An 18,139-nucleotide genomic window follows, 5' to 3' on the forward strand; every position below is an offset into this window, starting at 1 on the left:
TGCGGGTACTCTCAGGCTTTCGTCCTTCTGCCAGAGGTCCTGATATGCCCCAGCCATGGCCGGCCACCGATATCGCCCGGATGATCCTCGAGGGTTTCGACAACTACCGCGAGCACTTCCGGCAGATTACCGACGGCGCCCGCGAACGCTTCGAAAAGGCCCTCTGGCAGCAGATCCAGAGCGCCGCGGCGGCGCGGATCAATCTCTATGAAGAGAAGGTGTCCGAGGTCACCGAGGGCCTGCGCAAGGCCTTCGAGGACGAGGTGCTGCTGGACGTATCGCTGTGGCCACTGGTGAAAAGCGCCTATATCAAGCTGATCGACCCGCGCCTGGACGATGAGCTGTCGGAGACCTGGTACAACTCGATCTTCTGCAGCCTGTTCAGCCATGACCTGATCAGCGACGGCTGCATGTTCATCCACACCACCCGGCCGTCGTTGCGGGCTCATGAGCGGGCAGCGCAGACCCGCATCTACCGCCCCGACGGGCAGCTATCCGCGCTGCTGGCGAAGATTTTCGAGGACTACCGCTTCGACGTGCCCTACGCCGACCTGCCTGGCGACCTGGCGCGCCTGGAAGCGCAACTGCGCGAGCACCTGCCGGACTGGGTGTGCAAGGACCCGGAATTGCAGGTCGAACTGTTTTCCCCGGTGCTGTACCGCAACAAGGGCGCCTACCTGGTCGGACGCATCTTCACCCGCGACGAACAATGGCCGCTGGTGATCCCGCTGCTGCACCGCGAAGGCCAGGGCATCGAGATCGACGCGCTGATCACCGACGAAGCCGATGTGTCGATCATCTTCTCCTTCACCCGTTCCTATTTCATGGTGGATGTGCCGGTGCCGGCGGAGTTCGTCGGCTTCCTCAAGCGCATCCTGCCGGGCAAGCACATTGCCGAGCTGTACACCTCGATCGGTTTCTACAAGCACGGCAAGTCCGAGTTCTACCGGGCGCTGATCAACCACCTGGCGAGCACCGATGACCGTTTCATCATGGCCCCGGGCGTGCGCGGCATGGTCATGAGCGTGTTCACCCTGCCGGGCTTCAATACCGTATTCAAGATCATCAAGGACCGCTTCTCGCCGTCGAAGAACGTCGACCGCGCCACGGTGATCGAGAAATACCGTCTGGTGAAGAGTGTCGACCGGGTCGGGCGCATGGCCGATACCCAGGAGTTCTCCGATTTCCGCTTCCCGGTGAGCAAGTTCGAGCCGGATTGTCTGGCGGAACTGCTGGAGGTCGCGCCGTCCACGGTGGCCCTGGAGGGCGATACCGTGCTGGTGCGCCACTGCTGGACCGAGCGGCGCATGACCCCGCTCAACCTCTACCTGGAAAACGCCAACGACGCCCAGGTCCGCGAGGCGCTGGATGACTACGGCCTGGCGATCAAGCAACTGGCGGCGGCGAACATCTTCCCGGGCGACATGCTGCTGAAGAACTTCGGCGTCACCCGTCATGGCCGGGTGGTGTTCTACGACTATGACGAGATCACCTTCCTGACCGAGGCCAACTTCCGCCATATCCCGCCGCCGCGCTTCCCCGAGGAAGAGATGTCCAGTGAACCGTGGTATTCCATCGGGCCGCATGATGTGTTCCCCGAAGAATTCCCGCCGTTCCTCTTCGCCGATTTCGGCCAGCGCCGGCTGTTCAGCCAGTTGCATGGCGAGCTGTATGACGCCGATTACTGGAAGGGGCTGCAGGACAAGATCCGCGCGGGGAAGGTGATCGATGTGTTTCCGTATCGGCGCAAGGAGCGGGATGAGGTTGGTGCTTAGCGCCCGTATGACTTTGCGAAGCGTTCTTCGATGCAAGCCTATGCTTGGACCGAACAATGGTTCCCTGCACCGGTAGGCAGGGCTGGTAGGAGCGTGGCTTGCCCGCGAAGGACCGCGTTAGCGGTCCCCAAACCTGCCACGCCGAGCATTTGGGGTACTGAGGTCAAGCAGGCGCTGAATGCAGAACATCGGCCCGTACATAGCTTGTGCAGGAAGGTTTTGGGGCCGCTTTGCGGCCCTTCGCGGGCAAGCCACGCTCCTACCGCTACCGGAACTGCGTCGGTCGTAGATCTGCGCGTCGACGCAAAATGGATAGATATCTGTGCAGGAGTCAGGAAGGCCCGCTTTTATTGGCCTTGCTCAAACGCATTCAGATAGTCCCGCTTGATGATCTCAAGGGCGTTCTCGTCCCCCAAAAGCTCGAAGCGCGGCAGCACATTGTCTGGCTCGCCAGGGTTGGAGTAATCCACCTTCGAAACCAGATGCTGAACAAATAGATTCATGGCCTCGACGTCCGCCGGGTCGATATTGAGTTCTGCAATCAGTTTGGCAATGACAGGTCTGACGTTGTTTTTCTCGAACTGAAAGGCCGGGTAGTATTTTCGACGGTTGCCGGTGTTGGTGTAGACGGCAAGTTGGCCGGTCTGGGCCTTCTGGCTCAATGCCTGCTTGGATATGCCCAATATTTCATAGGCTTCTTTGCTCTCAAGCAGATCACAGCGCTCTTCCACTCGGGAAAATGCCCGGGCTTTCATGCGTGCCATTGCTTCCTGATTGCGCGTCGCCACGCTACGGGTCTTTTCACGCTTTACCTTGGCGACCTCGACAAAAGCCTTGTCGTCGGAAAGTGCAGCCGCCTTTGCCAGTACCGTTTCCGGCAATTTTGCAAGGTGTTGCTTGAAGCGGCGGAGCAGATCTGCCTCCAGTGTTTTTCTGGATGGCTCTATCGCCTGGGCAGTAGCAGTGACCATGTGAAGCCTCCGAGAGGACTCATCAGAAGGGATGACTCAAGGCTACAAAGAAATGACTTAATGGTCAATTTGTCAATTAGTCAACAAGACAAGAGGTCCTCAAAGGCTCCTGAATCAGGCTGATGACGGCTTTCTAGCTCTTCAGGCACTTCAACTCACTGAAGTCCCTGCGCACCTTGCCCAGCCGCTGATCCAGCTGCTGGCGCTGCTGCTCGCTGCTCTGGGCCATCAGGTCTACCAGCAGGCTGCGCAGCTGCTGTTCGGTATTGGCGAAGGCGATGCGGTATTCCGGGGTCCAGAAGCGCTCGCGGTCCTTGAGCAGCTCGCCCAGGCGCGGTTCGAAGTTGTCGCTGTGGCGCTGGTCCATCAGGTTGCTGAACTGAGCCTGCCAATGAGCGCGGTTGGCGATCCAGGCGCGGTTCTGTTCGCCCAGTTGCGCCGACCATGAGGCGACCCGGTCCTTTTGTTGCGGGCTGAGGCCGCCGAACCAGGGCGACAGGCGTTTCTCCATGCGTTCGCCACGCTCGGCGATCTGCTGCGCCAGCGGGGTCTTCACGTACTTGGCCTGGCGCTCCTCGATGTCCTTGGCGAAGTTTTCGCGCATCTCGCGCACCTGCTCATCGTCCATGCCCCGCAGCAATTGCGCCGCCGATGGGGTGATCTGCTCGGCGACCCGGCTGACGGCCGCGCGGGCTTCCTCGGTGCGCGCCTGCAGTTGCTGGTCGGTGACCTGGTTGCTGGCAACCATCTGGCGGATGTTGTCGAGCCAGCCGAGGTAGCCGGGCAACTGGGTCTTGCAGTGCCAGGACAGTTCTTCCTTGACGCGCTGGTTCAGCCAGTTCTTCTGCTGGCGGTTCATGTCCAGGTAGTCGCTGAGCGACCAGGGCACCAGTACGTCGAGGTTGCGGTAGGCCAAGTCCAGGCGCGTGCAGGACAGCAGCACGAGGCTGGCAAGCATCAGCAGGACCGGGCGCAAGCAGCGGAATAGACGAACGGACATGATCAGCGTCCTTGCAGTGGCGTACTCAGTGTTTATAGAGCAGGTTCGGCCGATGGGGTTCAAGCCGATGCCAATTCGCCGGATTCGGCGGCAAAACTGCCGAAGCGCAGGGTGATCGTCACGGATCGCGTGTAGAATGCGCGCCTCGCAGCGAGGATTTCGAACATGGCTTCAGTTGGGCGTTACAACACTTTGCAGGTGGTCAAGCACACGGACTTCGGTCTGTACCTGGATGGCGGCGCGGAGGGCGAGATCCTCCTGCCCAAGCGCTATATCCCCAAGGATGCACCGAGCGAGATCGAGGACTGGCTGAACGTCTTCGTCTACCTCGACAGCGAGGACAAGCTGATCGCCACCACCGAGAAGGTCAAGGTCCAGGTCGGCCAGTTCGCCAGCCTCAAGGTGGTCGAGATCAACAGCATCGGCATCTTCCTCGACTGGGGCCTGCCCAAGGACCTGCTGATGCCGTACTCCGAGGAAAAGCGCCAGATGCGCGCCGGCGAGTACTGCGTAGTGCACGTCTACCTCGACCGCCGCACCCGCCGCATCACCGCGACCGCCAAGCTGGATCGCTACCTGGACAAGGCCCCGGCCAACTACCGGGTCGGCCAGCAGGTCGATCTGCTGGTGGTGGAAGAGAGCCCGATGGGCTTCAAGGCCATCATCAACAACCAGCACTGGGGCCTGATCCACAAGAACGAAGTGTTCAAGTTCCTGCGTTCGGGCAAGCAGGAGAAGGGCTACATCAAGGAAATCCGCGATGACGGCAAGATCGCCCTGAGCCTGCAGCCGATCGGCGAGGGTGCGGCCAGCAGCCTGCACGAGCAGATCCTGGCCAAGCTGAAGGCCGCCAATGGCGTGCTGCCGCTCAACGACAAGAGCGACCCGCAGGTGATCAGCGACATGTTCGGGGTCAGCAAGGGCAACTTCAAGAAGGCCATTGGCGCCTTGTACAAGAGCGGTCAGATCGTGATTCACGACAACCGCATCGAACTGGCCTGATTTCAGGTTCGCAAGAACGCCTCAGCGCTGGCGATAACCGGAGAAGTCCAGGTTGTCGCCACCCGGGCGCAGGTCGCGCAGCAGCGAGTCACGGTCGGCCGACAGCGCCAGGCTGATTGTGGCGCGGCGCTTGCCGGCGTTGCGTACTTCCAGCTTTTCCTGGTGGGTCCGCAGGTCGCGCACCGGCACCTTCAGGTGCTGCAGCTTGTCGGTCTCGGGGGTGTGCAGCAGCAGGTTGACGAAGTCGCTGTTCTTGCGCAGCCAGGCCACCGGAACATCGAACCACCACAGGCTGCGCTTGCTGTCGAGCACGGCGAACAGGGTGTTGTCGCTGTTCAGCACGGGAGTCCCCAGCGCCTCGTTGCGGCGGGCGATGGCGGTGGTCTTGTCGAGTTTCATGCGGGTGTCCTGCAGTGACGCTTGGAAAGGTCGGCTATTTTGCGGGGAATGGGCTGAAACATAAAGCCGCTGTTCGCAATGGCTGGGCATGTCGCTGACCCTGTGGGAGCGGGTTTATCGGACCGCCGAACCGCCGCGATTGCTATGGTGGATTCACTACCGTAATCGCGGGTGAACCCGCTCCCACAGGGGCGCAGCGTGCTCTTGATCTACCCTGCTGAAAATAAATGAAACTCCCCGCTTCGCCAGGCACTCCACTCATTGTCGATTCCGACTATCCCGTTAAGGAGAAATCCCATGAGTGGCACCAAAGACAAAGTCAAAGGCATGGCCAACGAAGCGGTCGGCAATATCAAGCAAGGCGTCGGCAAGGCGACTGACAACGACAAACTCCGTGCCGAAGGCAAGGCCCAGGAGCTCAAGGGCGAAGCCCAGCAAACCGTGGGCAAGGTCAAGGATGCCGTGAAGAAGCCTTGACCGGCCCGCGGGCCAGACGAAGACGGCCATCCATGGATGGCCGTTTTTTTTGCACGCAGGAGGGAATCGCAACCTTGTGTGCAGGGTCTATTAGACTGTTTTGTAAACGAGCTTCAGGCTGCGCAAGGAGACGCCAATGAGACTTACCCATCTACGCGGTCTGCCGGTCCACCGCGTACTGGTGCGAACCGTCAAGGAATTCCTCGACGACGAGATGTCCACCTATGCGTCGGCGCTGGCCTACCAGATGCTGTTCTCGCTGTTCCCCTTCCTGCTGTTCCTCATCGCCCTGATCGGTTTCCTGCACCTGCCGGACTTCTTCTCGTGGCTGCGCCTGCAATCGGAACTGGTCCTGCCGCCGCAGGCGCTGGAACAGGTCAACCCGGTGATCGACCAGCTCCAGCAATCCAAGGGCGGCCTGCTTTCGGTGGGTATCGTTATCGCCCTGTGGACCGCCTCGGCCGGCGTACGCCTGATGATGAGCGCGATGAACGCTGCCTACGACGTGGTCGAGGGGCGCCCGGTGTGGAAGCGCATTCCGCTGTCGGTGTTCTACACCGTGGGCATCGCCGGCATGCTCCTGGCCGCTGCCGCGCTGATGGTGCTGGGGCCGCAGGTGATGGGCTGGGTGGCCTCGCAAGTGGGCATGGAGGACATCATCGTCACCCTTTGGACCGTGGCGCGCTGGCCGGCCATCGTGGCGCTTATGATGGTAGCGGTGGCGCTGATCTACTACGTGATGCCCGATGTGAAGCAGGAATTCCGCTTCATCACCCCCGGTTCGGTGCTGGCGGTGGTGGTGTGGATCATCGCGTCCCTGGGCTTCGGCTACTACGTGAAGACCTTCGCCGACTACAACGCCATGTACGGCAGCATCGGGGCGATCATCGTCCTGCTCCTGTACTTCTACATTTCTGCGGCGGTGCTGCTGCTGGGGGCGGAAATGAATGCGGTGATCGAACATATGTCGGCAGAGGGCAAGGATCCCGGGGAAAAAGAACCCGGTGATGGCGCCCCGGAACGTGCTACAAACCAGGTTTCCGGGCTGGGCCGCGATCATGCCCCGGCCGCCGAGGCAGAACCTGTGAGCCGGACCCCCCATGATTCGTGAAATCCTCAAGATGGGCGACGAGCGCCTGCTGCGTATCGCCCCGCCGGTGCCCGAGCACCTGTTCGGCAGTGCCGAGTTGCAGCAACTGATCGACGACATGTTCGAGACCATGCGCCATGTCGGCGGTGTCGGCCTGGCCGCACCGCAGATCGGTGTCGACCTGCAACTGGTGATCTTCGGCTTCGAGCGCAGCGAGCGCTACCCGGACGCCGAGCCGGTGCCGCAGACCATCCTCCTCAACCCGCTGATCACACCCACCAGCACCGAGCTGGAGGAGGGCTGGGAAGGTTGCCTGTCGGTGCCGGGGCTACGCGGCGTGGTCAGCCGCTACAAGCATATTTTCTATGAAGGGGTCGATCCGCAGGGGCAGCCGATCCGCCGTGCCGCCGATGGCTTCCATGCGCGGGTGGTGCAGCATGAGTGCGATCATTTGATCGGGCGCCTGTACCCGTCGCGGATTCATGACTTCAGCCGCTTCGGCTACACCGAGGTGCTGTTCCCCGGGCTGGACCCGGCTGCCGACGGCTGATCGCGAACCATCGCCAGTAGCGGCTTGCTGCGCCGATAGCGGGCCAGGCGATCGGCGAGGGTCTGCGGTAGATCCTCGTTCACCACGAAGCCGAGACGCTCGTAGAAGCCTTGCAGGTCCGGGTGGCAGAACAGCCAGGTCCGCTCCGCCCCGCAGGCGTGGTCGATCAGCAACCGCGCCACACCTTTCCCGCGCCAGTCCGGCGCTACCAGCAGGCCGGTCAGCCATTGTCCGTCTGGCACAGGCGTCAGGCTCAAACCGCCGATGATTTCTCCTGCACGCGCCACCCAGACCTCGCCGGCATCGCTGGTACGCATCGCCGAGCCATGGATTTTGTAGAACTTGTTCAGCAGTGGCCGCTCGGTGGCTGAGAGGCAGGCACAGCGAATTGGGTCGGTTTTTGGCACGGCGATGGCTCTGGAACGGGCTTTTTCAGCATTTCCCGTGGGGTAAGGGTTTGTGTCTATTGTTGCAGGAATGGTAATAGTGAATGTCAGGCTCGATGATTCAACGAAGTTAGCAGATCAGTAAACTAAGCGCATCCCCACTCAACAAGTTCCAACGGGATCGGTACTTCGTGTTATGTCACTGATATAACAACTTCTCCGCGCCACTTCGGCATATGAAGTCAATCTGTTGGTTCGATTGCTTTAAAGGCCCAAATATCATGAAAGCATTAGTTGCAGCCGCCCTGCTTGCCGTCTCTTCGTTCGCCTTTGCCGACCAGGCCGTACAGCCGCAGGTCGAGCAGTACAGCTACGGCACCAAGCTGGATATCGCCAAGGTCATCAGCCTGTCGAAAGTTCCAAATGTCTGTGAAGTGGTTCCGGCCACCATGGTGTATGAAGATCATCAAGGCGAGCGTCACACCGTTGAATATCGGGTGATGGGTGATGGTTGCAGCCAGGGTTGAATCAAGGCTTTAAGTTTCAAGCTGCAAGTCATAAGAAAGAGCAATTGGCGTCACCGCTGATTGCTCTTTCTTGCCGCTTATAGCTTAAAGCTTGCCGCTCGATTCCCTCTCCCTTTGCAGCAATTGCTGCTTGCGCTCAACACCCCAGCGATAGCCGGACAGATTGCCGTCGCTGCGCACTACCCGATGGCAGGGCACCGCCACCGCGAGGTTGTTGGCCGCGCAGGCCTGGGCCACGGCACGCACCGCCTTGGGTGCGCCAATACGTTCGGCGATCTCGGCATAGCTGGCCGTGCTGCCCGCCGGGATTTCCCGCAGCGCCTGCCATACACGCTCCTGGAACGCCGTGCCCTGAAGGTCCAGGGGCAGGTCGAGGCCAATGGCCGGTGCTTCGACGAAACCTACCACCCGCGCCACCAGGCGTTCGAAGCCGGCATCGGCGCCGATCAGGTTGGCCTTGGGGAATTTGTCCTGCAGGTTCTGCAGCAGGGCTTGCGGATCATCGCCAAGGAGAATCGCGCAGATGCCCTTGGCGCTTTGCCCGATCAGAATCGCCCCCAGCGAGCACTGGGCAATGGCGAAGTGGATATCGGTCTGTGCGCCGCCATCCCGGTAGGCGCCGGGGGTCATGCCGAGGCGGGCATTGCTCGATTCGTAGAAGCGGCTGTTGGAGTTGAAGCCGGCTTCATACAGCGCCTCGGTAATGGATTCGGCATTGCCCAGCTGTGTGCGTAGCTTGCGTGCACGGTGGGCGCTGGCGTAGGCCTTGGGCGTCAGGCCGGTGGTGCGTTTGAACACCCGGTGAAAGTGATACGGGCTCATGTTCACCTGTTCGGCCAGCTGGTTCAGGCTGGGCTCTTCCTCCGCACTCTCGATCAGCTTGCAGGCCTGTGTGACCTGGGCGGCGTGCTGGCGGGCCAGTTCGCTCGGATCGGTGCCGCGGCGTTTGCTTGGGCGGTAGCCGGCGGCTTCGGCGTCGGCGGCGGTGTCGAAGAATTCCACGTTCTCGATATTGGGCCGGCGCGCGGAGCTGGACGGCGGGCAGTACACGCCGGTGGTGCGCACGCCGTAGACGAAGGTGCCGTCGGCGGAGGCATCGCGGGCGAGCAGGGCTTGCCAGCGGGGGTCGGATTCCTTGATGGCGGTTTTCTTGCGGTGCATGGACCTGTCTCCAATGATCAGACCGCCACCGTCCCTGTGGGAGCTGGCTTGCCAGCGATTGCAATAGTGAATCCACCGTTGCAATCGCTGGCAAGCCAGCTCCCACAGGGAATGCGGTCGTGCTTCAGGGATGTAACTGGCTTGAAGTCTGAAGGACCTTCATTTGCCGGAAACTCCGCCTCTTGCTTTCAAATTCCCTTCACCGGCACCCGCCACAGATACCATGCCGCCACTGTCCGATACGGACTCCACGCCGCCCCCACCTCCAGCAACTGCTTGCGTGTCGGCTGCGCCTCCAGCCCATGCAGCCGCCGATACCCTTCACGCACCCCGAAATCATCCACCGGCAGGATATCCATCTGCTCCAGCGTGTAGATCAGCAGCATCTCCACGGTCCAGCGGCCCACGCCGGGCAGCCGGGTCAGGCGCTCGATCAGCACCTCGTGTTCCAGTTGCCGGGCCTCGGCATGATCCGGTACCAGGCCGTCCAGCCGGCCCTGAGCCAAGGCCTGCACCGTACTGATCTTGCGCCCGGAAAACCCGCAGGCGCGCAGTTGTTCCGGCGTGGTCGCCAGCAACTGTTCGGGCGATGGAAAATCCTGCCCGGGAAACAAGGCCATGAAGCGCCCGAGAATCGCCTCCGCGGCCTTTGCGTGCAGTTGCTGGTAGGCAATCGCACGCACCAGCGCCTGGTACGGATCGCGGGTCGGCAGCGGCACATGCAGGCAGGGGCCGATAGCCCCGATAAGGGCAGCCCAGGCCGGACTCTGCTGGCGCAGATGCTCACTGGCCTGCTGGTAGAAAGCTTCACGTTCGTTCATGGCGCTGGAGTGTAGGCGGGTGGGCATGCTTGTCACTCCGAATCCTGCGTTGTGAATTCGTCGAGCACCGTGGCGATGCGCTCCAGTGCCTGTTTCAGTTCGGCCCGGCTGCGCGCTGCGGTCAGGCTGACGCGCACGGCGGGCAACTGGCCCTGCTTGACCGCGAACACCTGAGCCGGCACTACCTCGACACCCTTGGCACGACAGGCCGCAGCCAGCACATCGCCGGGGCGCGGGCCGTTCAGCCAGATATGCGGTGACGGTGTGGCCGGTTGTATCCCCGGTCCCAGAATACGCTGGGCCAGGCGCCAGCGCTGGGTCACTTCATCGCGCTGCCAGGCCAGCTTGCGCGCGGCGGTGTCATCGTCGATCCAGCGTCCGGCGATGCCGAGGATCAGCGGGGCGATTTGCCAGTGAGTCGCCTGGGCATGGGGATCGATCTGCGCCAGCAGGTTTTCGTCGCCGGCGATCCAGCCCAGGCGCAGGCCGGCACAGACGGTTTTCGACAGGCTGCTGACCAGCAATCCACGGGCGCCGAGCAGCGGCAGCAATGGCGGCTGGTCGCCCAGGGCACCATAGACATCGTCCTCCACCAGCAGCAAATCCAGGCGCTCGACCACCGCCGCAATCTCCTGCCTGCGCTGCTCGCCCATGCTTGCGCCGGTGGGGTTGTGCAGCGCCGGAGTCAGCACCACCAGCCGCGCACCACTGGCCCGGGCCACGCGGTCGAGGTCGTCGGGGAGGATGCCTTGGTCGTCCATGGCGACGCCGTGCAGCGGCAGGCGCAGTTGCCGGCAGGCGGCCTTGATCCCGGGCGCGGTCAGGGCCTCGACCATCACCGCCTCGCCGGGCTGACAGAGCGATAGCAGCACGCTGAACAGCCCCTGTTGCGCACCGCCGCAAAGCAGCACCTGGCTGGCTGTCAGTTGCAGACCGCGCAGGTTGAGCCAGCTCGCACCTTGCAGGCGGCCCAGCAGCAGTTGCTCGGCGCCGAGATAGTGTTCCAGGCCGTGGGCTGGCCCCTGGTGCAGGACATGGCGCAGCGCGTTTTCCAGGTCCTGTCCGTGTTCGTCCACCACCGGCACATTGGTCGACAGATCGATGCAGGTGCTGTCCTGATCGCGTTGTTTCAAGCGAAACAGCGTCGCCTCCTTGCTCCCCGCCAGCACATAGGTACCGCGCCCGACCTCGCCGGACACCAGATGCCGCGCCGCGGCCTCGCGGTAAGCCTGTTGGGTCGTACTCGGATTCAGGCCCAGAGCCCAGGCCAGACGGCGTTGTGGCGGCAGGCGTTCGCCGACCTTTAGTTCGCCGTATTCAATGGCCCGGGCGATGGCCTCGACCAGGGCGAGATAGCGCGGTTGTCCGTCGTCAGGGAGGGGCGGGGTCCACATGATTTATTGTTGGCCATGCAATATAAGGTTTGACCCATACAATGCGCGGCGCCCAGGATCGGGTCAACGTCAACCTGATCCGAGGTGTTCCATGTTCGACCTGCCTGCCCTGCGCGAAGCGTCCCGTCTGGTCCGCGCCGAAGTCCCCGCCACCCCGCAATATGCCTGGCCGCGCCTGGCCGAACGGCTGGGCTGCGAGGTGTGGGTCAAGCATGAGAACCATGCGCCGACCGGAGCCTTCAAGGTGCGTGGCGGCTTGCTCTACGTGCAGTCGCTGCTGGCCCGGGCGCCGCAGACCCGGGGCCTGGTCACCGCCACTCGGGGCAATCACGGGCAGAGCATGGCCCTGGCGGCGCGCAATGCCGGAGTACCGATCGTGATCGTCGTGCCGCTGGGCAATTCGCCGGAAAAGAACGCGGCGATGCGTGCCCTGGGGGCGGAGCTGATCGAGCATGGCGCCGACTTCGACCTGGCTCGCGCCGAAGCCGCGCGGATAGCGCAGGCCCGAGGTTTCGAAAGCGTGCCGCCGTTTCATCCGGACCTGATCCGCGGCGTCGCCACCTATGCCCTGGAACTGTTCGAGGCGGTGGCCGGGCTGGATGCGGTGTATGTGCCGATCGGCATGGGCTCGGGGATCTGCGGCTTGATCCGCACCCGTGACCTGCTCGGGCTGGACACGCAGATCATCGGCGTGGTTTCCAGCGAGGCCGACGCCTTTGCCCGCAGTGTCGAGGAAGGACGGATCGTCACCACCGAGACCGCCGATACCTTCGCCGACGGCATGGCCTGCCGGATTCCGCAGCCGGAGGCATTCGAGATCATCCGCCAGGGCGCGGCGCGGATCGTGCGGGTGACCGATGAGGAGATCGGGCAGGCGATCCGCATCTATCACGAGGATACCCACAACACGGCGGAAGGTGCTGGCGCGGCGGGCCTGGCGGCGCTGTACCAGGAGCGCGAGCGGCAGCAGGGGCGCAAGGTGGCGGTGGTGTTGAGCGGGGCGAATATCGACAGGGAGCGGTATGCGCGGGTGTTGGGGGAGGGCTGAAAAGTCTTGAATGAACTCTGCCCAGGAGTTGCAGCCTGGCTTTGCTAGGCTTCTCGCGCGTTCCATCGAGGAGAGCTCAAGCATGAATTGCATCAGCTATTTGGGGTATTCCGCCCGGGTCGAATACGATTCGCGTGACAGGATTTTTGTGGGGCGGATGTTGGGGGTGCCAGCGATCATCAGTTTTCATGCCGATTCGATCAGTGCTCTGCATGAGGCGTTTCAGCAGGCGCTCGAGGACTACCTGGCTGGGGATTGAGTTGAGACTGCAATCCCCTCAAAACATACGACCCCGCAATTTCTTCCAATACACCCCCATCCCCAATCCGCTTAAATACCGGCTGCCTCGATCAACAGCCGGTAGCGGACCCTTCTCTTCATGCCTTTCTCCAACGGTTTCCTCCTCAGCCTTTCCCTCTGTCTCGATATCGGTATCGCCAATATCGCCATGATCACCCTGGCCATGCAGCGTGGCTTCTGGCAGGGCATGTGGCTGGGGTTGGGGACCTGCGTGGGTGATCTGCTCTACGCCCTGGCTGCCTTGGCCGGGATGACCGTGCTGCTGCAATTCGAAAGCGTGCGCTGGGGCCTGTGGATCGGCGGCTCGCTGCTGCTGGTGTGGTTCGCGGTGAAGATGCTGCTGGCGGCCCTGCGTGGCAACGCTCACCTGGACACCAGTCGCGAGGTGGTGCGCGAATCACCCTGGCGCGAGTTCCTGCGCGGGATCTTCCTGGCCATGTCCTCGCCCAGCGCGATCCTCTGGTTCGCGGCGGTGGGCGGGGTGCTGATTTCCCGTTCCGGAGCAGGCGGGCCGCTGGAAGCCGGGCTGTTCCTCGGTGGCTTCTTCAGCGCTGGCGTGGTCTGGTGCGTGACCCTGTGCGGCGTCGCCAGCCACGGCGGAAAACTGCTGGGCGATCGCCTGCTGACCTGGTCCTACCTGGCGTCGGCAGGGATCTTCTGCTACTTCGCGGTCTACGTGATCCTGTCTGGCTACCGCGAATTCATCCTCGCCCCGACGCTCTGAAAGCCTGCCAGTAATGATTGGGGGTCATGCCCATGACCCGGCGGAAGGCATTGATGAAGTGGCTCTGGTCATAGAAGCCCAGGCCCAGGGCCACTTCGACAGGATGCATGCCCGCCCGCAAGCGCCGACGCGCTTCGCTCAGGCGCAACTGCATGTGGTACTGCAGGGGCGTGAGCCCGGTGGCTTGCTTGAAGCAACGCACGAAATGGTACTTGCTCAGCCCGGCGACGGCCGCCAGCTCTTCCAGGGCCAGGCGCGCGTGCGGGGTGTCGCGCATGCATTGCAAGGCCAGGCGCAAGCTGTCGCTCTGCTCGTCGACCGGCCCGGTCGGGCGCTCCAGCAATTGACCGAGCAGGGCCAGCAGCGCTTCTTCGCGAGGGGCCTCATGTTCGGTAGCGGCGAAATCGAGGATGGCGCGATACAGCCTTGTATCCTCGAAAACGCCCTGATCGAAGCAGGGCAGCCCGGAAAAGTGTTTCAGGTTATTTTCCCGCGCAACCCGTTCCAGCGCCTCGGGCGCCAGGTGCAGGCTGATGTATTCCACCCCTTGCACCGCGAATTCCGAGGCCTGCACCGCCAGCGGGTTGTACAGGGTGATCGCGCCAACCGGCACCTCCAGGGTGCGTCCATCCAGCCAGATCCGCTCATTTCCCCACAGGTTCGCGCCCAGCACATATTCGTCGTGGGTGTGGCGCTCGAAACGGGCGGCGCCCGTGGCCCGGACCCAGGACGATTCGACCAGTCCACAGGCGCGCAAAGGTTGGCTGATTAATCCCATTTGGCGGGTTCCCCGAAACATGCAACGCGGCTACGCTAGCCGAGTGCCAGCAAGGACGGCAATCGATAAATGCTGTCTGGCTGGCCCTTTTCAACGACTTGCGAGGCATGGATATGTCGACCCGGATGGATACCGGTTTTGCACCGGTCAGAATCGAATATGGACGCGCGTTCACCATCGCCGGTCTGGGCGGGCAGTACAACCAGCAGAACAACAAGACCATTCCCGCGCTCTGGCAGCGCTTCATCCCGCATATCGGCAAGGTGCCGGGGCAGGTGGGCGAGGACACCTATGGCGTGTCCTGCAACTTCGACGACCGTGGCGGCTTTTTCTATATCGCGGGCGTGGAGGTCAGGCAGACCAGCCAATTGCCGGCGGAATTCACCCGGCACACCTTGAAGCCCCGGCGATACGCGGTGTTCGAGCACCATGGCGAGATCAGTGGCCTGGGTCATACCTTCGAGAAGATCTGGAAGCAATGGCTCCCGGCCTCCGGCGAGCGCGCCGCCGATGCGCCCGAGTTCGAGCGCTATGGCGAAGCCTTCGATGCGCAATCGGGCAGTGGCATTGTGGAAATCTGGATCCCACTGGAATCCGCCTGAATTTTTTCCCAGGGCTGTCGATCCAGCATGCGCCCGTTCGACCAGTGATGCAGGCGCCGGAGTTTCCCGGCGCCCATCACTGCACGAGGACGTACCGATGAACAGCGCAGCCGAACAGGAAATCCGTCAACTCATCGATCACTGGATCCAGGCCGTGCGCGAGCGCGACCTGCCGGCCATCGTCGCGGTCTATGCCGACGATGTCGTGGCCTTCGATGCGATCCAGGCCCTGCAATTCAAGGGCAAGGCCGACTACCAGGCACACTGGGAAATGTGCATGGGCATGTGCAGCGGGCCGATGGTCTTCGAAGTCGCGCAACTGACCGTACACGCCGAGGGTGACCTGGCCCTGGCCCACTGGCTCAACCGCTGCGGTCCGGCGGATGACGAGAGCCAATGTGGCTTCATGCGCGCGACCGTCGCGTATCGCCGCAGCGGCGGGCAGTGGCAGGTGATCCACGAACACTGGTCCGCACCCTTCGACATGCAGACCCAGAAAGCCCTGTTCGACCTCAAGCCCTGACCCCGTGTCGGAGAACGCCATGAAATACCTGTGCCTGGTCTACTGTGATGAAACCCTGTTGCACGGTCTGCCCGAGAGCCCTGCCGATGCCGAGTGCATGGCCTACGCCAGCGCCATCTTCGACAGTGGCCGGATGCTCGCCGCCGAGGCGCTCAAGCCGGTGCAGACCGCCACCACGGTGCGGGTACGGGGCGGGCAGATGAGCCTGACCGACGGCCCTTTCGCCGAAACCAAGGAGCAACTGGCCGGCTTCTATCTGGTGGAAGCCCGCGACCTCAACGAAGCGCTGAACATCGCCCGCGGCATTCCGGCGGCGCGGGTCGGTAGCGTCGAGGTCCGGCCGGTGCGCGAGCTGCAACCCTGAACGAGGAGAACAATACCCATGAATCCTCAGCAATCCGGCACGGGCGCGGCGCGGCATGAACTGTCGCTCAGCCGCCTGATCGACGCGCCACGCACCCGGGTGTTCCGCGCCTGGACCGACCCGCAACTGCTCAGCCGCTGGTGGGGCCCTCACGGCATGAGCACTCCGGTGTGCGAAATGCAGCTGTGGGTCGGCGGCCTGTTTCGCACCGTGCTGCGTGCGCCGGACGGCAGCGAGTACCCGAACCAGGGCGTGTTCCTGGAGATCGTCGCGCCGGAGCGGATCGTCTTCACCGACGCCTTCGGCCCCGGCTGGGTGCCGGCGGCCAGGGCCTTCATGACCGCGGTGATCACCCTCGACGATATCCACGGCAAGACGCTCTACACCGCCCGCGCCTGGCACTGGAGCGCCGAAGACCGCCAGGCCCACGAGGAGATGGGCTTCCACCGCGGCTGGGGCGAGAGCCTCGACCGCCTGGTGGAACTGGTCACCGCTCCACTGGAGGCCTGATGCCGGACAGCGAGGCGGTGCGTGCCGTTATCGATCAGGTGTACCGGGACGAATCGCGACGGATCCTCGCCACCCTGATTCGCCTGCTGGGGGATTTCGATCTGGCCGAGGAGGCGCTGCATGAAGCCTTCTTCATTGCCGTCGAGCGCTGGCAGCGTGACGGCATTCCCGCCAGCCCGAGGGCCTGGCTGGTGTCCACCGGACGCTTCAAGGCCATCGACGGCCTGCGTCGGCGTGCCCGTTTCGAACGTTCGCCGGAGGCCTTGCGCCAGGCCCTCGAGCGGCTGGAGGCCGATGACATGAACGTGGAGGAACTGGAAGACGACCGCCTGCGCCTGATCTTCACCTGTTGCCACCCGGCCCTGGCCGCCGACGCCCAGGTGCCGCTGACCCTGCGCGAAGTCTGCGACCTGACCACCGAGGAAATCGCCCGGGCCTTCCTGCTGGCGCCGGCCACCATCGCCCAGCGCATCGTTCGCGCCAAGGCCAAGATCCGTGATGCCGGCATTCCTTACCAGGTGCCGGCGTTCGACGAATTGCCGGAGCGCCTCGACAGTGTGCTGCGGGTGATCTACCTGGTGTTCAACGAAGGGTATTCAGCGTCGTCAGGCGAGACGGTGGTGCGCGACGAACTGTGCGCCGAGGCGATTCGCCTTGGGCGGTTGCTGGGCGAGCTGTTGCCCGATCCCGAGGTGCTTGGCCTGCTGGCATTGATGTTGTTGCAGGCCTCGCGCTCGCGGGCGCGCAATGCCGGGGCGGGCGAGCTGGTGCTGCTGGATCAGCAGGATCGCGGGTTATGGGACCAGGCGTTGATTGCCGAAGGTTGCGCGCTGGTGCAGCGGGCGCTGCGCAGCCGCGGTGCCGGGCCGTACAGCCTGCAGGCGGCTATCGCTGCCGTGCATGCCGAGGCGCCGAGTGCCGAGGCCACCGATTGGGCGCAGATAGTCGGGCTCTACGAGGTACTGTTGCGTGGCTGGCCGTCGCCGGTGATCGAGCTCAACCGCGCCGCCGCCGTGGCGCAACGGGACGGTCCCGAGGCGGGGCTGGCGTTGGTCGAGGGCATTCTGCAGCGGGGCGAACTGCGCGATTACCAGCCAGCGCATTGCGCGCTGGCCGAGCTGTGTCGGCAGCTGGGGCGCCAGGATCAGGCGCGCGAGGCGTATCGCATCGCGCTCGGCCTGACCCGGCAGGCGCCCGAGCGGCGCTTCATCGAGCGCCGCCTCCAGGCTTTATAGGCAGCGAATCAGCCGAAGGTGATCGGCGGCGGGCTGACCAGCTCGACGGTCTGCTGCTTGCGCGGGGCGAGGATTTCGGCTTCGCCGTCCACCACCAGCTCTTCGTTCTGGTTGAACACGCGGGTGGCGATGCGTACGCGGAATTTCGGCAGTTTCTCGAGGATTTCCAGGCGCACGGTCAGGGTGTCGCCGATCTTCACCGGCTTCTGGAAGCTCATCTGCTGGCCGAGGTAGATGGTGCCCGGGCCAGGCAGCTCGCAGGCCACGGCGGCGCTGATCAGCGCGCCGCTGAACATGCCATGGGCGATACGCTCCTTGAACATGCTCCTGGCGGCGAACTCGGCATCCAGGTGGACCGGGTTGTGGTCACCGGACATCGCGGCGAACAGCTGGATGTCACGTTCTTCGACGGTCTTGCTGAAGCTGGCCTTCTGGCCGACTTCGAGGGATTCGTAAGGCGTGTTGGTGACCTGGGTCATTCAGGGGTTTCCTTCGCTACACG

Annotated in this window: 23 protein-coding genes; 14 read left to right on the top strand and 9 right to left on the bottom strand. The window is 63.2% G+C overall.

Translation table 11 applies throughout. The features are described from left to right. Window positions 1-44 precede the first annotated feature (44 nt). Window positions 45-1,775, top strand: a complete 1,731-nt coding sequence (gene aceK / locus AC2CQI_RS27645) for a bifunctional isocitrate dehydrogenase kinase/phosphatase (RefSeq protein ID WP_484578482.1) — start codon at window positions 45-47, stop codon at window positions 1,773-1,775. Between the two features lie 347 nt (window positions 1,776-2,122). Here the strand turns inward: aceK and AC2CQI_RS27650 are convergent, their stop codons facing one another. Beyond that, a complete protein-coding gene (locus AC2CQI_RS27650) occupies window positions 2,123-2,746 on the bottom strand; it encodes a hypothetical protein (RefSeq protein ID WP_484578483.1) in 624 nt (207 codons plus the stop codon). 133 nt (window positions 2,747-2,879) lie between these two features. Next, window positions 2,880-3,746, bottom strand: a complete 867-nt coding sequence (locus AC2CQI_RS27655) for a DUF6279 family lipoprotein (protein ID WP_484578484.1) — start codon at window positions 3,744-3,746, stop codon at window positions 2,880-2,882. A 165-nt stretch (window positions 3,747-3,911) separates the two neighbouring features. Here AC2CQI_RS27655 and AC2CQI_RS27660 point away from each other — a divergent pair, with 165 nt between their 5' ends. Then, window positions 3,912-4,748, top strand: coding sequence for a CvfB family protein (locus AC2CQI_RS27660; protein WP_075806074.1), 837 nt, complete (start codon window positions 3,912-3,914; stop codon window positions 4,746-4,748). Window positions 4,749-4,769: 21 nt separating this feature from the next. Here AC2CQI_RS27660 and AC2CQI_RS27665 read toward each other — a convergent pair whose 3' ends face one another. Then, window positions 4,770-5,147 carry a hypothetical protein gene (locus tag AC2CQI_RS27665; protein WP_075806073.1) on the bottom strand — a complete coding sequence of 126 codons (378 nt, stop codon included), beginning with the start codon at window positions 5,145-5,147 and terminating at the stop codon, window positions 4,770-4,772. A gap of 297 nt (window positions 5,148-5,444) precedes the next feature. Here AC2CQI_RS27665 and AC2CQI_RS27670 point away from each other — a divergent pair, with 297 nt between their 5' ends. The 3 genes from AC2CQI_RS27670 to def all read left to right on the top strand — a co-directional run bounded on the left by AC2CQI_RS27670 (window position 5,445) and on the right by def (window position 7,264). After that, on the top strand, window positions 5,445-5,624 hold the full coding sequence (locus tag AC2CQI_RS27670; protein ID WP_075806071.1) for a CsbD family protein: 180 nt from the start codon (window positions 5,445-5,447) through the stop codon (window positions 5,622-5,624). A gap of 136 nt (window positions 5,625-5,760) precedes the next feature. Continuing rightward, window positions 5,761-6,735 (top strand): YihY/virulence factor BrkB family protein, encoded by a 975-nt coding sequence (locus AC2CQI_RS27675; protein WP_484578485.1) that lies wholly within the window; start codon window positions 5,761-5,763, stop codon window positions 6,733-6,735. After that, window positions 6,725-7,264: a peptide deformylase gene (gene def, locus AC2CQI_RS27680; protein ID WP_484578486.1), complete on the top strand. Its 540-nt coding sequence runs from the start codon at window positions 6,725-6,727 to the stop codon at window positions 7,262-7,264. The genes AC2CQI_RS27675 and def overlap by 11 nt, the downstream gene beginning before the upstream one ends. Here def and AC2CQI_RS27685 read toward each other — a convergent pair. Further along, entirely contained in the window at window positions 7,216-7,671 is a 456-nt protein-coding gene (locus tag AC2CQI_RS27685; protein WP_484578487.1) for a GNAT family N-acetyltransferase, read from the bottom strand. The genes def and AC2CQI_RS27685 overlap by 49 nt on opposite strands. 260 nt (window positions 7,672-7,931) lie before the next feature. On the opposite strand from AC2CQI_RS27685, the gene AC2CQI_RS27690 reads away from it, so the two are divergent. Beyond that, window positions 7,932-8,177: a DUF2790 domain-containing protein gene (locus AC2CQI_RS27690; protein ID WP_075806068.1), complete on the top strand. Its 246-nt coding sequence runs from the start codon at window positions 7,932-7,934 to the stop codon at window positions 8,175-8,177. A gap of 84 nt (window positions 8,178-8,261) precedes the next feature. Here AC2CQI_RS27690 and ada read toward each other — a convergent pair whose 3' ends face one another. The 3 genes from ada to AC2CQI_RS27705 all read right to left on the bottom strand — a co-directional run bounded on the left by ada (window position 8,262) and on the right by AC2CQI_RS27705 (window position 11,553). Then, window positions 8,262-9,338, bottom strand: a complete 1,077-nt coding sequence (gene ada / locus AC2CQI_RS27695) for a bifunctional DNA-binding transcriptional regulator/O6-methylguanine-DNA methyltransferase Ada (protein WP_484578488.1) — start codon at window positions 9,336-9,338, stop codon at window positions 8,262-8,264. A gap of 188 nt (window positions 9,339-9,526) precedes the next feature. Continuing rightward, a complete protein-coding gene (locus AC2CQI_RS27700) occupies window positions 9,527-10,186 on the bottom strand; it encodes a DNA-3-methyladenine glycosylase family protein (protein WP_484578489.1) in 660 nt (219 codons plus the stop codon). A 5-nt stretch (window positions 10,187-10,191) separates the two neighbouring features. After that, entirely contained in the window at window positions 10,192-11,553 is a 1,362-nt protein-coding gene (locus AC2CQI_RS27705; RefSeq protein ID WP_484578490.1) for an aminotransferase-like domain-containing protein, read from the bottom strand. 91 nt (window positions 11,554-11,644) lie between these two features. On the opposite strand from AC2CQI_RS27705, the gene AC2CQI_RS27710 reads away from it, so the two are divergent. The 3 genes from AC2CQI_RS27710 (at window position 11,645) to AC2CQI_RS27720 (ending at window position 13,625) form a co-directional block, all read left to right on the top strand. Then, entirely contained in the window at window positions 11,645-12,601 is a 957-nt protein-coding gene (locus AC2CQI_RS27710; RefSeq protein WP_484578491.1) for a threonine dehydratase, read from the top strand. 82 nt (window positions 12,602-12,683) lie between these two features. After that, window positions 12,684-12,860 carry a hypothetical protein gene (locus tag AC2CQI_RS27715; RefSeq protein ID WP_484578492.1) on the top strand — a complete coding sequence of 59 codons (177 nt, stop codon included), beginning with the start codon at window positions 12,684-12,686 and terminating at the stop codon, window positions 12,858-12,860. Window positions 12,861-12,980: 120 nt separating this feature from the next. Next, window positions 12,981-13,625 carry a LysE family translocator gene (locus AC2CQI_RS27720; protein WP_484578493.1) on the top strand — a complete coding sequence of 215 codons (645 nt, stop codon included), beginning with the start codon at window positions 12,981-12,983 and terminating at the stop codon, window positions 13,623-13,625. Here AC2CQI_RS27720 and AC2CQI_RS27725 read toward each other — a convergent pair. After that, window positions 13,603-14,403: a helix-turn-helix transcriptional regulator gene (locus AC2CQI_RS27725; protein WP_484578494.1), complete on the bottom strand. Its 801-nt coding sequence runs from the start codon at window positions 14,401-14,403 to the stop codon at window positions 13,603-13,605. The two genes, AC2CQI_RS27720 and AC2CQI_RS27725, sit on opposite strands and share 23 nt — an antisense overlap. A gap of 107 nt (window positions 14,404-14,510) precedes the next feature. On the opposite strand from AC2CQI_RS27725, the gene AC2CQI_RS27730 reads away from it, so the two are divergent. The 5 genes from AC2CQI_RS27730 to AC2CQI_RS27750 all read left to right on the top strand — a co-directional run bounded on the left by AC2CQI_RS27730 (window position 14,511) and on the right by AC2CQI_RS27750 (window position 17,637). Further along, complete coding sequence (locus tag AC2CQI_RS27730; RefSeq protein ID WP_484578495.1) at window positions 14,511-15,005, top strand: GyrI-like domain-containing protein; 495 nt, start codon at window positions 14,511-14,513, stop codon at window positions 15,003-15,005. A gap of 97 nt (window positions 15,006-15,102) precedes the next feature. Further along, a complete protein-coding gene (locus tag AC2CQI_RS27735; RefSeq protein ID WP_484578496.1) occupies window positions 15,103-15,528 on the top strand; it encodes a YybH family protein in 426 nt (141 codons plus the stop codon). Window positions 15,529-15,547: 19 nt separating this feature from the next. Next, on the top strand, window positions 15,548-15,892 hold the full coding sequence (locus tag AC2CQI_RS27740) for a YciI family protein (RefSeq protein WP_484578497.1): 345 nt from the start codon (window positions 15,548-15,550) through the stop codon (window positions 15,890-15,892). An 18-nt stretch (window positions 15,893-15,910) separates the two neighbouring features. Beyond that, the gene (locus AC2CQI_RS27745; RefSeq protein WP_484578498.1) at window positions 15,911-16,402 is read left to right on the top strand and encodes an SRPBCC family protein; all 492 of its coding nucleotides are present in this window, start codon (window positions 15,911-15,913) and stop codon (window positions 16,400-16,402) included. Further along, entirely contained in the window at window positions 16,402-17,637 is a 1,236-nt protein-coding gene (locus tag AC2CQI_RS27750) for an RNA polymerase sigma factor (protein ID WP_075806058.1), read from the top strand. Before AC2CQI_RS27745 ends, AC2CQI_RS27750 begins: the two co-directional genes overlap by 1 nt. An 8-nt stretch (window positions 17,638-17,645) precedes the next feature. Here the strand turns inward: AC2CQI_RS27750 and AC2CQI_RS27755 are convergent, their stop codons facing one another. Next, window positions 17,646-18,116, bottom strand: a complete 471-nt coding sequence (locus AC2CQI_RS27755) for a MaoC family dehydratase (protein WP_075806057.1) — start codon at window positions 18,114-18,116, stop codon at window positions 17,646-17,648. Window positions 18,117-18,139 lie beyond the last annotated feature (23 nt).

It is taken from the genome of Pseudomonas sp. P2S-1 (genome assembly GCF_057197725.1).

What these genes read in the sequence shown, in the direction of transcription:
- aceK (WP_484578482.1), top strand. Translation starts at nt 45, where the DNA reads ATGCCCCAGCCATGGCCGGCCACCGATATCGCCCGGATGATCCTCGAG.
- AC2CQI_RS27650 (WP_484578483.1), bottom strand. Translation starts at nt 2,746, where the DNA reads ATGGTCACTGCTACTGCCCAGGCGATAGAGCCATCCAGAAAAACACTG.
- AC2CQI_RS27655 (WP_484578484.1), bottom strand. Translation starts at nt 3,746, where the DNA reads ATGTCCGTTCGTCTATTCCGCTGCTTGCGCCCGGTCCTGCTGATGCTT.
- AC2CQI_RS27660 (WP_075806074.1), top strand. Translation starts at nt 3,912, where the DNA reads ATGGCTTCAGTTGGGCGTTACAACACTTTGCAGGTGGTCAAGCACACG.
- AC2CQI_RS27665 (WP_075806073.1), bottom strand. Translation starts at nt 5,147, where the DNA reads ATGAAACTCGACAAGACCACCGCCATCGCCCGCCGCAACGAGGCGCTG.
- AC2CQI_RS27670 (WP_075806071.1), top strand. Translation starts at nt 5,445, where the DNA reads ATGAGTGGCACCAAAGACAAAGTCAAAGGCATGGCCAACGAAGCGGTC.
- AC2CQI_RS27675 (WP_484578485.1), top strand. Translation starts at nt 5,761, where the DNA reads ATGAGACTTACCCATCTACGCGGTCTGCCGGTCCACCGCGTACTGGTG.
- def (WP_484578486.1), top strand. Translation starts at nt 6,725, where the DNA reads ATGATTCGTGAAATCCTCAAGATGGGCGACGAGCGCCTGCTGCGTATC.
- AC2CQI_RS27690 (WP_075806068.1), top strand. Translation starts at nt 7,932, where the DNA reads ATGAAAGCATTAGTTGCAGCCGCCCTGCTTGCCGTCTCTTCGTTCGCC.
- ada (WP_484578488.1), bottom strand. Translation starts at nt 9,338, where the DNA reads ATGCACCGCAAGAAAACCGCCATCAAGGAATCCGACCCCCGCTGGCAA.
- AC2CQI_RS27700 (WP_484578489.1), bottom strand. Translation starts at nt 10,186, where the DNA reads ATGCCCACCCGCCTACACTCCAGCGCCATGAACGAACGTGAAGCTTTC.
- AC2CQI_RS27705 (WP_484578490.1), bottom strand. Translation starts at nt 11,553, where the DNA reads ATGTGGACCCCGCCCCTCCCTGACGACGGACAACCGCGCTATCTCGCC.
- AC2CQI_RS27710 (WP_484578491.1), top strand. Translation starts at nt 11,645, where the DNA reads ATGTTCGACCTGCCTGCCCTGCGCGAAGCGTCCCGTCTGGTCCGCGCC.
- AC2CQI_RS27715 (WP_484578492.1), top strand. Translation starts at nt 12,684, where the DNA reads ATGAATTGCATCAGCTATTTGGGGTATTCCGCCCGGGTCGAATACGAT.
- AC2CQI_RS27720 (WP_484578493.1), top strand. Translation starts at nt 12,981, where the DNA reads ATGCCTTTCTCCAACGGTTTCCTCCTCAGCCTTTCCCTCTGTCTCGAT.
- AC2CQI_RS27725 (WP_484578494.1), bottom strand. Translation starts at nt 14,403, where the DNA reads ATGGGATTAATCAGCCAACCTTTGCGCGCCTGTGGACTGGTCGAATCG.
- AC2CQI_RS27730 (WP_484578495.1), top strand. Translation starts at nt 14,511, where the DNA reads ATGGATATGTCGACCCGGATGGATACCGGTTTTGCACCGGTCAGAATC.
- AC2CQI_RS27735 (WP_484578496.1), top strand. Translation starts at nt 15,103, where the DNA reads ATGAACAGCGCAGCCGAACAGGAAATCCGTCAACTCATCGATCACTGG.
- AC2CQI_RS27740 (WP_484578497.1), top strand. Translation starts at nt 15,548, where the DNA reads ATGAAATACCTGTGCCTGGTCTACTGTGATGAAACCCTGTTGCACGGT.
- AC2CQI_RS27745 (WP_484578498.1), top strand. Translation starts at nt 15,911, where the DNA reads ATGAATCCTCAGCAATCCGGCACGGGCGCGGCGCGGCATGAACTGTCG.
- AC2CQI_RS27750 (WP_075806058.1), top strand. Translation starts at nt 16,402, where the DNA reads ATGCCGGACAGCGAGGCGGTGCGTGCCGTTATCGATCAGGTGTACCGG.
- AC2CQI_RS27755 (WP_075806057.1), bottom strand. Translation starts at nt 18,116, where the DNA reads ATGACCCAGGTCACCAACACGCCTTACGAATCCCTCGAAGTCGGCCAG.